The organism is Phenylobacterium sp., from assembly GCF_004799515.1.
In the GTDB taxonomy this organism is placed as follows: Bacteria; Pseudomonadota; Alphaproteobacteria; order Caulobacterales; family Caulobacteraceae; genus Phenylobacterium.
The window spans coordinates 1-13038 of sequence record NZ_SSMX01000023.1 but is presented as its reverse complement, the minus strand read 5'-3'; the positions used below and the strand labels follow the sequence as shown (position 1 = coordinate 13038).

Sequence of the window (13038 nt, the reverse complement as noted above, 5' to 3'; positions counted from 1 at the left end):
CGATGTCCCGGCCGTCTCTGGTCGTTTGGCCAAAGATCGTGGTCTGGGACGTCGGCAACGTCATCGTGCGCTGGGATCCGCGCGCGCTCTATTCCAAGATCTTCCCCGATCCGGCCGAGCGCGACCGGTTCCTGGGCGAGGTCTGCACCCTGGCCTGGCATGGGCCCACCGACGGCGGCCTGAGCTTCGACGAAAACTGCGCTGCGCTGGCGGCGAAGCATCCGGAGCATCACGACGCCATCTGGGCGTGGAAACACCGCTTCTACGAGATGCTGTGCGGCGCGATCCCTGAGACCGAAACCGCCATCGCCGCCCTGCACGCGCGCGGCGTGAAGCAGTACGCCCTCACCAACATGAGCCATGAGACGGAGGACCAGACCTTCGCCATGAGCCCGGCGTTCGCCCTGCTGGACGGACGGGTCGTTTCCGGCCGCGAAGGCGTGATGAAGCCGGACCCGGCGATCTACCGCCTCATCTGCGAGCGCTTCGGCTTTAAGCCTGAGGCGGCGCTGTTCGTCGACGACAGCGCGGCGAACATCGACGCGGCCATGAAGCTAGGCTTCCACACGCTCCATTTCACCGATCCCGCGGCGCTGCGGCCGCCGCTCGAGGCGGCGGGATTGCTCTGATCAATGCCTCCCCTTCGGGGGAGGTGGCGCGAAGCGCCGGAGGGGGTCGCCCCCGGATTGTTGAGGACCCCCTCAGTCAGCCTCGCTGACAGCTCCCCCAAGAGGGGAGCAACTAGGACTCTAGTGCTCGCCGCGCACCAGGTCGAAGAACTCCTGGCGGGTGCGCGGGTCGTCGCGGACGCCGCCCAGGAGATGGCTGGTGGTGAGCCGCGCGCCCGGCGTGTTGACGCCGCGCATGGTCATGCAGCTGTGCTCGGAGATGATCACAACGCCCACGCCCTTGGGGCTCAGGATGTCCTGGATGGCCTCGGCGATCTGGGCGGTGAGCTTCTCCTGGATCTGCAGGCGCCGCGCGAAGCCGCGCACCACGCGGGCCAGCTTGGAGATGCCCACCACCCGGCTGGCCGGCAGGTAGCCCACGTGGGCGCGGCCGATGAACGGCAGCATGTGGTGCTCGCAGAAGCTGACCACGGGGATGTCCTTCAGGATCACCAGCTCGTCGTAGCCGGCCACCTCCTCGAAGGTCTTGGCCAGGTAGTCGCGCGGATCGGCCTCGTAGCCCGCGAACAGCTCGCGGTAGGCGCGCGCCACCCGCGCCGGGGTCTCCAAGAGGCCCTCGCGGTCGGGATCGTCGCCGGCCCATTCGATCAGGGTGCGGACGGCGGCCTCGGCGTCGGCCTGGGTCGGGCGGCTCTTCTCGGACATCAAGCTCTCCCGCGTCGCTGCGCCTCACCTCAAGGGCTTATCCACAGGCAAGGGACTTGGCCAGCATGACAGGGGCCGGGCGCGCCGATAGGGTCGCGCGCACTTCCCTTTCCTGCGGTGACGAGACTTCCCATGGCCGACGACGCTTCCGCCCATCCCGACGTCCTGAACCAGGCCGCCCAGGGCCAGCTCAAGAGCATCATCGAGCGCATCGAGCGGCTGGAGGTCGAGAAGGCCGAGGTGGCCGAGCAGATCAAGGAGGTCTTCGCCGAGGCCAAGGGCAACGGCTTCGACGTCAAGATCCTGCGCAAGGTGGTCCGCATCCGCAAACAGGACCGCGCCAAGCGGATGGAAGAGGACGCCATCCTCGACCTCTACCTCTCGGCGATCGGGGAGATTTGAACCGAAAGCCGCCAGACCCGAAGGCGGCGGCCAAGCGCGCGGCCCTCAACGCCCTGAAACGCGCCCAGCGCCAGGCCGACCGGGCTGGCGTCAAGCTCTCCGAGTGGGAGGGTGAATTCATCGGCTCGGTGACCGACCGGCTGAAGACCTACGGCCGCGCCTTCGGCGACCCGGAAAAGGGCGCGCCCGGCCAGGCGCTCTCGGCCCTGCAGACCGTCAAGCTGAAGGAGATCGCGGCCAAGGCGAAGGGCGAGAAGAAGGAGCTGAAGCGGCGGCCCTTCCGGCGGAAGGGGAAGGCTGAGTAGCCAACCCAGATTCCGTCATCCTCCGGTCGCCCGAAGAGGCGATCCGGGGGACCTAGACGGCCTCGCCCAATTCCGCATCTAAGCCTGGGTCCCCCGGATCAGCCTGCGGCTGACCGGAGGATGACGGCCGCGGTTGGCTATTTCCACGCCCCGTAGGGATCGACGAAGGGTTTGCCGAGGGCCTCGGCGACGGCCGGGTGGGTGAGCTGGCCCTTGAGCACGTTCAGGCCCTTGGCCAGGTGCTTGTTGGTCTTCAGCGCGTCCAGCCCCTTGTCGGCCAGCTGCAGGCCGAAGGACAGCGTCGCGTGCACCAGGGCCTCGGAGGAGGTGCGGGGGGCCGCGCCCGGCATGTTGGCCACGCAGTAGTGGACGACGCCGTCGACGGTGTAGGTCGGGTTGGCGTGGGTCGTGGGCCTGGAGGTCTCGAAGCAGCCGCCCTGGTCGATGGAGACGTCCACCAGCACCGAGCCCGGCTTCATCCGCTTCAGGTCGTCCTTGCGGATCATCTTGGGCGCGCTGGCGCCCGCGGTCAGCACCGCGCCCACCACCACGTCGGCCTTGAGGATCTCTTCCTCCACCGCGTCCTGGGTGGAGTAGCGGGTGAGGATGCGGCCCTGGAACATGTTGTCGAGCTCGCGCATGCGCGGGATCGAGCGCTCGACGATCACCACCTCGGCGCCCAGGCCCGCGGCCATGCGCGCGGCGTTCATGCCGACCACGCCGCCGCCCAGCACCACGATGCGCGCCGGCGGCACGCCGGGCACGCCGGAGAGCAGGAGGCCCATGCCGCCATTGTGCTTCAGGAGGGTCTCGCCGGCGGAGAACACCGCGATGCGGCCGGCGACCTCGGACATCGGCGCCAGCAGCGGCAAGCCGCCTTGCGCGTCGGTCACCGTCTCATAGGCGATGGCCGCACAGCCGGAGGCCAGCAGGCCGTCGGCCTGGGCCGGATCGGGCGCCAGGTGCAGGTAGGTGAAGAGGATGTGGTTCTCGGTCAGGCGCGCCCATTCGACGGGCTGCGGCTCCTTCACCTTAACGATCAGCTGGGCGCCGGAGAACACCGCGTCCGCGTCGGGGACAATCTTGGCGCCCGCCCGGGTGTAGGCCTCATCGGGGTAGCCGGCGCCCGCGCCCGCGCCTTTTTCCACGATCACCTCGTGGCCGTGGCTGACGTATTCCCGCACGGCGGTCGGGGTGAGGCCGACGCGGTATTCGTCAGCCTTGATTTCGCGGGGCACGCCAACGCGCATGAAAGCCTCCATCGGGGCGGGTTTTTGCGGGACGGCGGTGGTTTGAGGGGCGGGGCTTGCGGAGTCAACACGAAGCTTCCGGCGCCCGCTTGGGCCAGCCGCCGACGCCCTCTAGGCTTCGTCGGGACTTGGGGGGATTTTACGTGGATCGCGAGACCTTGGCGAATGCGGCGCTCGCCGCGGCGGTGCTGGGCGGGGTGAGCTACATCGCCTCCTGGAGCCTGCCGCTCACGCCGGCGGCGTCGCTGGCCTGGAAGGGAACCGGCGTCGGCTTCCTGGCGGTCTACGCCGCGCTTCGGGCGCGGAGCCTGGACGGCTGGCTGCTGACGGCGGTGATGGCGCTGGGCGCGGCGGGCGACGTCCTCCTGGGGGCGGCCGGGCAGACCGTGGGCGGAGCGGTTTTCCTGGCCGGGCACCTGGTCGCCATCGGCCTCTATCTGAAGAACCGCCAGGCCGGCCTGGGCGCGGCGGGCTGGGGCTTCGCGGCGTTGCTGACGGCGGTGGCCGTCTGGGCGGCCTTCGTCCTGCCGACCGACCGCGCCGCCGCGCCGGGGATCGCGGTCTACGCCTGCGGCGGAGCGCTGGCGGCGGCCTGCGCGGGCCTCAGCCGCTTTCCGCGCCAGGTGGCGCTGGGCGCCTTCATCTTCCTGGTCTCCGACGAGCTGATCTTCGCGCGCATGGGGCCGTTGGCCGGCCAGGCCTGGGTGGGCTTCGCGGTCTGGGGCCTCTATTTCGCCGGTCAGGCGCTGGTCGCCACCGGCGTCGCGCAGGCCTTGTCCGCCGAGGCCTGAGGGCGATTCCCCTATAAGGCGAATTTGTACGCAGATTCCGTCATTTAAGTCCCTAACGGCGGTCGATTAGTGCGGATGCATTATGGACCGGACGGGGATCGTTCACACAAATCACCAACGGCAATTCTAACCCGATTGACCGTTGGAGAACATGTGATGAAGCGCGAATTCTTGGCCGCCAGCGCGGCCGCGGCTTTGCTGGCGGGGGCTGGCATGGCGGGACAGGCGGCGGCGCAAACCGCCTATGACACGGCGGTGGAGAACACCGCTGGCCTGCTCGGATACTATCCCTTCACCCAGGCCAGCCAGGCCAATGACGTGGCCAACGGCCACACTGGGACCCTGCAGGGGTCGGCCTCGATCGGCGGCGCGGGGACCGGCTTCGGAACCGATCCGAACCAATCCTCCCTGGTGCTGCCGAACACGCCGAACACCGGGTCCTACGCCACCGCCGGCGGGGCCAATCCGCTCCAGGGCGGGGTTTCCAGCACCGGCACGGTGGCCGCCTGGATCAACCTCGCCTCGCTGCCCAGCACGGCCGGTCGGATCTTCTCGATCGCGGGGGAATCGCAAGGCGGCGACGACCTCGATCTGCAGATCGACAACAGCGACAACCAGCTCCGCTTCTACACCAATGGCGGCGGCTACGTGGGCGCCGCCACCGACTTCGACTCCAGCAGCCTGAACCAGTGGATCTTCGTGGTCGGCACGTTCAGCGACACCGGGACGACCGACCTCTACGTCGACGGCGTGCTCGCCGGCACGGGCGGTCCGGGGGGCCATGGTGCGGAGAACGAACCCTTCTACGTCGGCCAGAGCAATGCGTTCGGCAACCGGGAATTCGACGGCAGCCTGGGCGGGGTCGCGCTCTTCGACACCCAACTGACCGGGGACCAGGTCGAGGGGCTCTACAAGGCGGCCGAGGGAACCAACACGGGCGGCGGCGTTCCTGAACCCGCGGCCTGGGCCCTGATGCTGGTCGGCTTCGGCGGCCTGGGGGCGCAACTGCGCTGGGCCCGCCAGCACCGGACCGTGGCCATCGCCTGAAGCCGTTGGGCGCCGCCCGCCGGGATCCTCGCGGGGTTGCGGCGGGGCGCAGCCTGGAAACGAAAAACGCCGCCGGGCGGGGCCCCGGCGGCGTTTCACTGTGCGGGGCTGGAGAAAGTCCCCGCGGGCAAACTCGAGAGATCAGGCCGCGGCGAGGACTCCGCGCCGGCGGCGGCTGCGCAGCAGGGCGCCCAGGCCGCCGAAGCCGACCAGCATCAGGGCCCAGCTCGTGGGCTCCGGCACGGCCACGCCCGTCAGGCTCATGTCGTCCAGGGCGAAGTCGTTGCCGCTGGGCTGCAGGTTGAGGTTGCTGAGCGAGATGCTCTGCAGGCCCGTGGAGCCGGTGACGCCGCTGTAGGTGAATTCCTGCCAGTTACCGACGCCGGCCGGGCCGCCCTCGGCCTGGAAGGAAGCGCCGTTCACCACCTGGCCGTTGATCCACAGCTGCAGGTCCGCGGGGCTGTCCGGATAGACCGAGGCGACCCAGAAGGAGAAGGTGTAGGCGGTGTTCGACGCCCCGACGAGGGGCGCGCCGTTGCTGCCTTCCGACCAGACGATGGTGTTGGGCGCCGACGCGCCGTTGACCACCATCATCTCGCCCAGCGACGGGGCCGGGGTGTGGTCGCCGAAGGATGCGAACAGCGGATGGTCGAGGTTCGGGTTGGTGGTGACGTCGTAGGTGCCTTCCGGCCACAGGTTGGCGCCCGTGCCGTTCGGCGGCGAATAGACGTACTGGCTGGTGAAGCCGGTGTTCCCGGCGTCGAAGTTCCCGTTGGCCAGGAGCTGGGTGGCGGACGCCGAACCGGCGGCGATCAGGCCGGCGGCGAGCGCGGCGAAGGCGATTTGGGTCTTCATGGGGCAAGCCTCGGTCACAGGGTGGATGGCCTTGCCGTGCCAATTCTGGACAGCGCCGCCGGTTAACCTGAAGCTTTGCAATAGGGAGGCCAGCGCCCGGCCTGGCCTAGGCGGGGCCGGCGGCTAGCGCAGCACGCAGTCAGCCAGGCCGTCGCGGCGGATGGCGCCGGCGGCGGCGGCGATGTGGCCGCCGCGTTTCTGGATATAGGGGCCGGGCTTGGAGGCCTTCCAGGCCAGCGGCTTGGGGATGATCGCCGCCAGCCGCGCGGCCTGCGCCGGGTTCAGCTGGGCGGCGCTCTCATGGAAGTTGACCTGGGCGGCGGCCTCGGCGCCGTAGACGCCGGGACCCCATTCGATGGAGTTCAGATAGACCTCCAGGATCCTGGGCTTGCCCCAGATCGCCTCGATCAGCACGGTGAACCAGGCTTCCAGGCCCTTGCGGACATAGTCGCGGTGCGGCCAGAGGAAGACGTTCTTGGCGGTCTGCTGGCTGATGGTCGAGCCGCCGCGGATCTTGCCGGGCCGTTCCTCATTGTGCGCCATGGCCTTCTGCATGGCGCCCCAGTCGAAGCCGTGGTGCTCGCAGAAGCGCGCGTCCTCAGCGCCGATCACGCTGCGCACCAGCTGCGGGGAGATGCGGTTGAGCGGGACCCAGCGGCGGTCGAAGCCGTGGCCCTGGACCATCCGCTCGATCATCAGCCAGGTCATCGGCGGCGGCACGAAGCGGTAGACGGCGACGATGGCCACCGGCCCGACCAGGCCGAACACCAGGACGAGGATCATCGCCCAGCGAACGATCCGGCCCCCCAGGCCTCTATGGGGACCGCCGCGCGCGCGGACCGGCCGCTGGGGCTTTGAGCGTCGGGCCAAGCGGGCGTCCTTGCCTTGATCTTGCGCTGTGGCGATAGCTGGCGTGCGCCGCATGAGCGCGTCAAGCCGGAGCGCCCTTCATGGATGTCAGCGAAGCCGTCGCGCGGCGCATTTCGATCCGCGCCTTCCGGCCAGATCCGGTGGCGGGCGAGATTGTGGCGGAGATTCTCGCCCGCGCCGCCCAGGCGCCCAGCGGCGGCAATCTGCAGCCCTGGCGTGTCTACGGCCTGGCCGGCGAGGCGCTGGCGGCGTTCAAGGCGCAGGTCGCCGCCAACCCGTTCGGCGAGGCGCCGGAGTACGAGGTCTATCCGCCCAACCTGTGGGAGCCTTTCCGCAGCCGGCGCTATCAGAACGGCGAAGACCTCTACGCCACCATCGGGATTCCGCGGGACGACAAGCCGGCGCGGCTCCGCCAGCTCGCCAGGAACGGCGACTTTTTCGGGGCGCCGGTCGGCCTGTTCTTCTGCCTGGACCGCAAGCTTGGCCCCCCACAATGGGCAGATCTGGGCATGTTCATGCAGAATGTCATGCTGCTGGCGGTGGAGCGGGGCCTCGACACTTGCCCTCAGGAATACTGGGCGCGTTACCCGAAGACCGTGGCTGAGTTCCTGGGATTACCTGACGATCACATGCTGTTCGCCGGCATGGCCTTGGGGTATCGTGAGGAAGATCACCCGATCAACACCCTTAAGGCCAGCCGTGACGCCTTCGAGGTTTGGGGTGAACTCCGGGGTTTCGGATAACGGCGTATGTGACAACTTTGAATTGCACTTACATAGTTTCGATATAATGGCGGCATAAAAATCAGCTCTGGTCAGCCTGGGTTCTGGCGCTGGGGCTATTCATGCGTGACGCGTACCGTCTGCCGTTGCTCGCCGCCGACGTGCGTGACGATCTCTCGCGCTTCCACCTGCTGCACTACGCCGACCGCGTGGACGGCTTCCTGATCAGCGGCCACAATTCCGGCACCCACTGGCTGCGCTTCATGCTGAGCCATGCGGTCGCCCACCATCTGCAGCTGCCGCCGCCGGCGTATTCCAGCGGGCCGCAGAGCGATGTCTACATCGGCCACGCCCGCCACAAGCGGACCTTCCCGCAGGCGCCGAAGATCGGCAGCTCGCACCACATGCCCTCGCGGCTGGTGGCGCTGCTCGGCGCGATGCGCATCATCCGCCTGCCGCCGGTGGTGCTGCTGGTGCGGCGAATCCCCGATTCGCTGTTGTCCTATTTCTTCAAGTGGCGCGAGGCCAAGGCGCTGGGCCCCTTGAGCGACTATGTGGCCCGCCAGCCCTCGGCCCAGGGCGTCGACCTCTGGTGGTTCATCCGCTTCTTCAACCGCTGGGGCCTCCTGAAGCGGGTCTTCCCGCAGTCGGTGATGGTGGTGCGCTACGAGGACGTGGAGCGCGATCCGGAAATCTGGATCCGGCGCATCTGGGCGCATTGGGGCGTGGAACTGGACGACGCGGACCTGGCGGCGGCCATGGCGGTCGCCTCGCGCGCCGTGGTCCAGGCGAAGCTCGATCCGGCCTACGGCGAGGACATCGCCCCCGACCGCGCCGCGCGGATGGCCTGCCAGTACGGCCCGACCGAGATCGCCGTGCTGGAGCGGCGGCTGGAGCAGAGCCTCCGCCACGCCTTCGGCTACGGGACCGCGGTCGAGGCGCCCGAGACGAGCAGCCGCGGATCTTCGCGCGAACCCGTGCCCATGGTGGCCTGAGGCGCAATCCCCGCTAGGCTCAAGGGCTTCGCAAGCGCCCGGAGCCGCGCATGGCCGCCGATCCAGCCGACGCCTACGCCCACGGCCACGCGGAGCTGGCCCGCGCCTTCCTGCGCATCGGGCTCCTGGGCTTCGGCGGGGTGGCCGCCTCGGCGCGCCGCGTGCTGGTGGAGGAGCGCGGCTGGTTTGGCGACGAGGACTACGCGGCCTTGCTGGGCTTGGCCCAGACCCTGCCGGGCGCCAACACCGTCAACCTGGCGGTGCTGATCGGCGACCGGGCGCGTGGGCTCTCCGGCGCGCTCACCGCCATGGCGGCCCTGATGGCGCCGCCGCTCGTCCTGCTGCTGGCCATCCTGGAGGTCTATGACCGGGTCGAAGGCGCGCCCCTGGTCAAGGCCCTGCTGGCCGGCATGGCGTCGACCGGCGCCGGCCTGGTGTTCGGCACGGGCCTGCGGATGGCTTGGAGCCTGCGCCGGCGCTGGGACGGCCTCGTATTCGGCGCGGCGGCCTTCGCCCTGGTCGCCGTGGCCGGCGCGCCGCTGGTCTGGGTGGCCCTGGGCATTGGCGCGCTCAGCATGGCCTACGCCGCCTGGCGGCTGACGATAGAGACGGCCGTATGAACCGCCTGCCGCTTCTGGCGCTGGCGCTCGACTTCGCCATCCTGTCGCTGGCGGCCTTCGGCGGCGCGGCAACCATCGCGCCGGACCTCCGCAAGCTGGTGGTCTGGCGCCGCCAGTGGATGAGCGATCCGCAGTTCCTGCAGCTCTACGCCGTGGCCCGCGCCGCGCCCGGCCCCAACATCCTGATCGCCAGCGTCGTGGGCTGGAAGGTGGCCGGCGCCCTGGGCCTCCTGGTCTCCACCGCCGCGATCCTCGCGCCCTCCTCGGTGGTCTGCCTGGCGCTGGGGCGGCTCACCGTGAGGTTCGAGCGCACCCGCCTGGTGCAGGCCCTGAAGCTGGGCCTGGCCCCGGTGGCCGTGGGCCTGATCCTGGCCAGCGGCGTCGCCATCGGCCGCGCCGCCGATCCCACCTTGGTCGGCTGGGCGCTCACCGCGGCGGGCGCGGCCTGGGTGCTGTTCGCCAGGCGCAACCCGCTCTGGATTCTGGGTCTCGGCGGCGTCTTCTCGGTGCTGCTGGCGCTGGCGGGGCGTTAGCGGCCCTGGAAGTCGGCGGGGCGCTTTTCCAGGAAGGAGGTCATGCCTTCCCGGAAATCCTGGGTGCGCACCAGCTGCAGGAACTGCAGATAGACGTGGTGGACGTGGTCGTTGAAGGTCTCGTCCATCCCCATGCGCATCAGCCGCTTGGCCGACTGCACCGCCAGCGGGGCGTTGGCGGCGATCTCGGCGGCGACGGCGCGGGCGCGCGGCATCAGTTCGGCGTCGGGGACCACCTCGTTGGCCAGGCCCAGCGCCAGGCACTCGGGCGCCGACAGGGTGCGGCCGGTGAAGATCACCTCCGCGGCCTTCGCCCAGCCCAGCAGGCGCGGCAGGATCCAGGTGCCGCCGCTTTCCGGCACCACGCCGCGCTTGACGAAGGCGGCCGCCAGCTTGGAGCTCTCGCCCATGATGCGGAGGTCGCAGCCGAGCGCGGTGTCCATGCCGTAGCCGGCGGCGGCCCCGTTCAGGGCGCAGATGGTGGGCTTGTCCATGGCGAACAGCACCGTGGGCGGCGCGGTGCGCAGGTCGAGGTTGACGCTTGGCGCGGCGGCCTGGGCGGACGAGCCGATCCCGGAGCCTTGGGTGGCGTCCACCAGGTCGAGGCCGACGCAGAAGGCGCGGCCGGCGCCGGTCAGGATCACCACGCGCACCTTGGGATCGGCGTTGGCCTTCAACAGAAGCTCGCTCAGCCGGGCCAGCATCGGGCCGGAGATGGCGTTCATCCGCTCGGGGCGGTTGAGCGTGATGGTGGCGATTCCGTCCGCCGCCTCGTAGAGCACCTCCGCCGACATCTCCGCCGCGGGCCGTTCCAGGGTCTCGCTCATGGGGTCCTCCGCCCGGTTTTGGCCGAAACTAAGCGCCCCGCCGTCGGGGCAGGCAAGCCGCCAGGGCCGCCGTGTCTGAAAATGAACGAAGGCCTGCCCGGGGCGTTCACCCTGGCGTCGGGGGACAAGGCGCAGAGCTGCGCGCCTCATCCACAGGGAGATTCCATATGAAACGCACCTTCACCGCCGCTGCGGCGGCCGTCATCGCGCTGACCGCCGCCGGCGCCGCCTTCGCCCAGCCGGGCGGCTATGTCCGGCACGACGAATGGAAGAAGGGCTACCACATGAAGCAGGAGGACTGGGGCCGCGGCGAGAAGGTCGACTGGCACGCCCATCACCTGCACAGCCCGCCGCGCGGCTACGAATGGCGCCAGGTCGACGGCAACTACGTCCTGGGCGCCGTGGCCACCGGCGTGATCGCCTCGGTGATCGCCAACAGCCGCTAAGGCTTCAGAGCCGCCCTCTTCCGCTTCGCCGGAAGAGGGCGCGCGCTCTACCCGACCTCCGCCACCCCCGCCGCGCCGTCCTCGCAGCCCCAGGCCACGCGCCGGGCGTCTCGGGCGATGGCCAGGGCCGTGACGCTCGCCCCCTTCTCGGCTTTCAGCGGGACGATCCGCTGGCCGGTCAGGTCGCAGGCCCAGACGCGGCCGTCATCGAGGCCGGCGGCGACCCAGGGCAGGGCCGGCGCGCCCGCCACCGTCACCACCATGGCCGCCTCGTCGTAGCCGACCTCGGCCGCCTGCTTGCCCATCGGTCCGGTGGCGCCGGCGAAGGGCCAGACCACCACGCCGTTGGCGCCGGAGGTGGCCAGCATGCTCCCCTTCGACAGGAAGGTTAGGCTCTTCGGCTTGGCCGGATAGCCGCCCATGCGCATGTTCTTCTCGTCGGCCACGCGCCAGCCGTGCAGCTGGTTCTCCTGCATGGCGCTGACCAGGAACTTGCCGTCCGGGCTCCAGGCGCAGGCCACGTGGCTGCCGGCCCAGGCCAGCTTGCCGGGCTTCTGGGCCTCGATACGGGCGTACCACAGCCAGACTCCGCCGTAGGTCGCCGCGGCCAGCCGGCGGCCCTTGGGCTCGAAGGCGAGGTCGGCGACCGTCTTGTCGTGGGCGAAACTGCGCGAAAAGTCAGCGTCGGCTGCATCTCGCACGTGCGCCTCGCGGCCGGCGGAAAAGGCGATCAGGCCGGACGCAGGGCTCGCGGCCACCGCGTCGATCCACTTGCCGGGCAGGGCGGCGATCTCCCGCGCGCCCGAGGCCTGCGACCAGACGAGGCGCCCGTCGTCGCCGCCGGTCAGGAGCCCCTGGCCCGAGGGGTGCGCCACGGCCGCCAGAATGGCCCCGTCGTGGGCGTCCACGGCCGCGCCGTCCTCGAAGCGGACGCTGCCGTCGCCGAGCGCGAAGACCGCCTTTCCGGCCGTGTCGAAAGAGACCGCCGTTACGTAGGCGTCGAAGGCGTACTGCATGGCTTCCACTAGATCGCGGCTTCGGGCTTTACAACGCCGCGGCGGCTTGCCAATGGTCGCTGGACTCTTAAGGGCCGGGCGGAAAACGCCCCAGGGAAGGAATTTACGCATGGGTGCAAAGCTGGGCGGCGGAGGCGGCGGACGTTTCGACCTCGGCCAGAACAGCGACATCAACGTCACGCCCTTCGTGGACGTGATGCTGGTGCTCCTCATCATCTTCATGGTGGCGATTCCGGCCGCCACGGTGTCGATCAAGCTCGACCTGCCGCCGGCTCAGCCGCCGCCGCCGGGGACGAAGATCAAGGAACCGATCGTCATCAACATCCAGAACGGCGGCGCGGTGTTCATCGACACGGCGGCCACCTCGCTGGCGACGCTCACGGGCGACCTCTCGCGCCGTCTGGCGCAGGACGACCCGGCGACGCCGCCGACCCAGCAGCGCGTCTACATCCGCGCCGACAAGACGGTCCGCTACGGCGACTTCATGGCGGTGATGAACACCCTGCAGGGCAATGGCTTCTACCAGGTCGCCCTGATCAACGAAGAACTCTGATCCGGACGGATCGAGTTCGCGAAGACAAGAGCCCGCCGGCGCAATCCGGCGGGCTTTTTCTTTGGGCCCGTTTCCGCTCCAACGTCCTGAAATTCGATTCAGCATTAAGCGCGGCGTAACCTCGTTCGGCCGAACATGGGCCCAAGACGCGGCCAGAACGGCCGCCGATAACAGCGCGAGGCGCGACATGTGGAATTCGGTGCAGGTGTCCCTAGGCTCGGCGGTCCATCGCGGCCGCTACCGGATGGAAGGCGACCAGCTGGTCCTCGAATGGCGCAACGGCCGGGTGGCCGAACGCTGCGGCCTCTTGAAGCCTGAGTATCTCGCGGCGGCCCGCCTGAAGCAGCTCGTCTCCAGCCAGCCGCTCGCGGCCTAGGTGTCGAAGCTACGAAGGTTGTTCACCCGGGATCGGGTTGAGAGAGTGGGGTTGCGAAGCTCCAACCTCTAACCGGGAGACCCCGGATGAACGTCC

General features: G+C 69.6%; 18 protein-coding genes. 12 read left to right on the top strand and 6 right to left on the bottom strand.

The annotated features are described in order from the left end of the window. The first annotated feature begins 2 nt into the window (after positions 1 to 2). A complete protein-coding gene (locus tag E8A49_RS08770) occupies positions 3 to 629 on the top strand; it encodes an HAD family phosphatase (RefSeq protein WP_293379175.1) in 627 nt (208 codons plus the stop codon). Between the two features lie 120 nt (positions 630 to 749). On the opposite strand, the gene folE is transcribed toward E8A49_RS08770, so the two are convergent. Beyond that, positions 750 to 1334, bottom strand: coding sequence for a GTP cyclohydrolase I FolE (gene folE, locus E8A49_RS08765; RefSeq protein WP_293379173.1), 585 nt, complete (start codon positions 1332 to 1334; stop codon positions 750 to 752). A gap of 132 nt (positions 1335 to 1466) precedes the next feature. Here folE and E8A49_RS08760 point away from each other — a divergent pair, with 132 nt between their 5' ends. Together E8A49_RS08760 and E8A49_RS08755 are read left to right on the top strand one after the other, a co-directional pair. Continuing rightward, positions 1467 to 1736, top strand: coding sequence for a DUF2312 domain-containing protein (locus tag E8A49_RS08760; RefSeq protein WP_293379170.1), 270 nt, complete (start codon positions 1467 to 1469; stop codon positions 1734 to 1736). Continuing rightward, positions 1733 to 2041: a hypothetical protein gene (locus E8A49_RS08755; RefSeq protein WP_293379167.1), complete on the top strand. Its 309-nt coding sequence runs from the start codon at positions 1733 to 1735 to the stop codon at positions 2039 to 2041. Before E8A49_RS08760 ends, E8A49_RS08755 begins: the two co-directional genes overlap by 4 nt. A 137-nt stretch (positions 2042 to 2178) precedes the next feature. Here E8A49_RS08755 and ald read toward each other — a convergent pair whose 3' ends face one another. After that, positions 2179 to 3291, bottom strand: a complete 1113-nt coding sequence (ald, locus tag E8A49_RS08750) for an alanine dehydrogenase (protein WP_293379164.1) — start codon at positions 3289 to 3291, stop codon at positions 2179 to 2181. 143 nt (positions 3292 to 3434) lie between these two features. On the opposite strand from ald, the gene E8A49_RS08745 reads away from it, so the two are divergent. Together E8A49_RS08745 and E8A49_RS08740 are read left to right on the top strand one after the other, a co-directional pair. Then, positions 3435 to 4082, top strand: coding sequence for a lysoplasmalogenase family protein (locus tag E8A49_RS08745; RefSeq protein WP_293379162.1), 648 nt, complete (start codon positions 3435 to 3437; stop codon positions 4080 to 4082). A 156-nt stretch (positions 4083 to 4238) separates the two neighbouring features. Next, on the top strand, positions 4239 to 5129 hold the full coding sequence (locus tag E8A49_RS08740; protein ID WP_293379160.1) for a LamG-like jellyroll fold domain-containing protein: 891 nt from the start codon (positions 4239 to 4241) through the stop codon (positions 5127 to 5129). Positions 5130 to 5270: 141 nt separating this feature from the next. Here E8A49_RS08740 and E8A49_RS08735 read toward each other — a convergent pair whose 3' ends face one another. Together E8A49_RS08735 and mtgA are read right to left on the bottom strand one after the other, a co-directional pair. Next, positions 5271 to 5984: a PEPxxWA-CTERM sorting domain-containing protein gene (locus E8A49_RS08735; RefSeq protein WP_293379158.1), complete on the bottom strand. Its 714-nt coding sequence runs from the start codon at positions 5982 to 5984 to the stop codon at positions 5271 to 5273. Between the two features lie 123 nt (positions 5985 to 6107). Further along, positions 6108 to 6767, bottom strand: coding sequence for a monofunctional biosynthetic peptidoglycan transglycosylase (gene mtgA, locus E8A49_RS08730; RefSeq protein ID WP_293379155.1), 660 nt, complete (start codon positions 6765 to 6767; stop codon positions 6108 to 6110). A 167-nt stretch (positions 6768 to 6934) separates the two neighbouring features. Here mtgA and E8A49_RS08725 point away from each other — a divergent pair, with 167 nt between their 5' ends. The 4 genes from E8A49_RS08725 (at position 6935) to E8A49_RS08710 (ending at position 9724) form a co-directional block, all read left to right on the top strand. Next, positions 6935 to 7597: a nitroreductase gene (locus tag E8A49_RS08725; protein WP_293379152.1), complete on the top strand. Its 663-nt coding sequence runs from the start codon at positions 6935 to 6937 to the stop codon at positions 7595 to 7597. A gap of 101 nt (positions 7598 to 7698) precedes the next feature. Continuing rightward, a complete protein-coding gene (locus E8A49_RS08720) occupies positions 7699 to 8571 on the top strand; it encodes a sulfotransferase (protein WP_293379149.1) in 873 nt (290 codons plus the stop codon). A gap of 50 nt (positions 8572 to 8621) precedes the next feature. Next, on the top strand, positions 8622 to 9191 hold the full coding sequence (locus E8A49_RS08715; protein ID WP_293379146.1) for a chromate transporter: 570 nt from the start codon (positions 8622 to 8624) through the stop codon (positions 9189 to 9191). Further along, positions 9188 to 9724 (top strand): chromate transporter, encoded by a 537-nt coding sequence (locus E8A49_RS08710; RefSeq protein WP_293379143.1) that lies wholly within the window; start codon positions 9188 to 9190, stop codon positions 9722 to 9724. The genes E8A49_RS08715 and E8A49_RS08710 overlap by 4 nt, the downstream gene beginning before the upstream one ends. On the opposite strand, the gene E8A49_RS08705 is transcribed toward E8A49_RS08710, so the two are convergent. After that, positions 9721 to 10551 (bottom strand): enoyl-CoA hydratase-related protein, encoded by an 831-nt coding sequence (locus E8A49_RS08705; protein ID WP_293379140.1) that lies wholly within the window; start codon positions 10549 to 10551, stop codon positions 9721 to 9723. The genes E8A49_RS08710 and E8A49_RS08705 overlap by 4 nt on opposite strands. Positions 10552 to 10718: 167 nt before the next feature. Between E8A49_RS08705 and E8A49_RS08700 the strand changes: the two genes are divergently transcribed. Then, positions 10719 to 10997 carry an RcnB family protein gene (locus tag E8A49_RS08700; RefSeq protein ID WP_293379137.1) on the top strand — a complete coding sequence of 93 codons (279 nt, stop codon included), beginning with the start codon at positions 10719 to 10721 and terminating at the stop codon, positions 10995 to 10997. A gap of 47 nt (positions 10998 to 11044) precedes the next feature. Here E8A49_RS08700 and E8A49_RS08695 read toward each other — a convergent pair whose 3' ends face one another. Continuing rightward, positions 11045 to 12013, bottom strand: a complete 969-nt coding sequence (locus E8A49_RS08695; protein ID WP_293379134.1) for a WD40 repeat domain-containing protein — start codon at positions 12011 to 12013, stop codon at positions 11045 to 11047. A 109-nt stretch (positions 12014 to 12122) separates the two neighbouring features. Between E8A49_RS08695 and E8A49_RS08690 the strand changes: the two genes are divergently transcribed. Both E8A49_RS08690 and E8A49_RS08685 read left to right on the top strand, forming a co-directional pair. Next, positions 12123 to 12566, top strand: a complete 444-nt coding sequence (locus tag E8A49_RS08690) for a biopolymer transporter ExbD (RefSeq protein ID WP_293379131.1) — start codon at positions 12123 to 12125, stop codon at positions 12564 to 12566. A 187-nt stretch (positions 12567 to 12753) separates the two neighbouring features. After that, complete coding sequence (locus E8A49_RS08685) at positions 12754 to 12942, top strand: hypothetical protein (RefSeq protein ID WP_293379128.1); 189 nt, start codon at positions 12754 to 12756, stop codon at positions 12940 to 12942. Positions 12943 to 13038 lie beyond the last annotated feature (96 nt).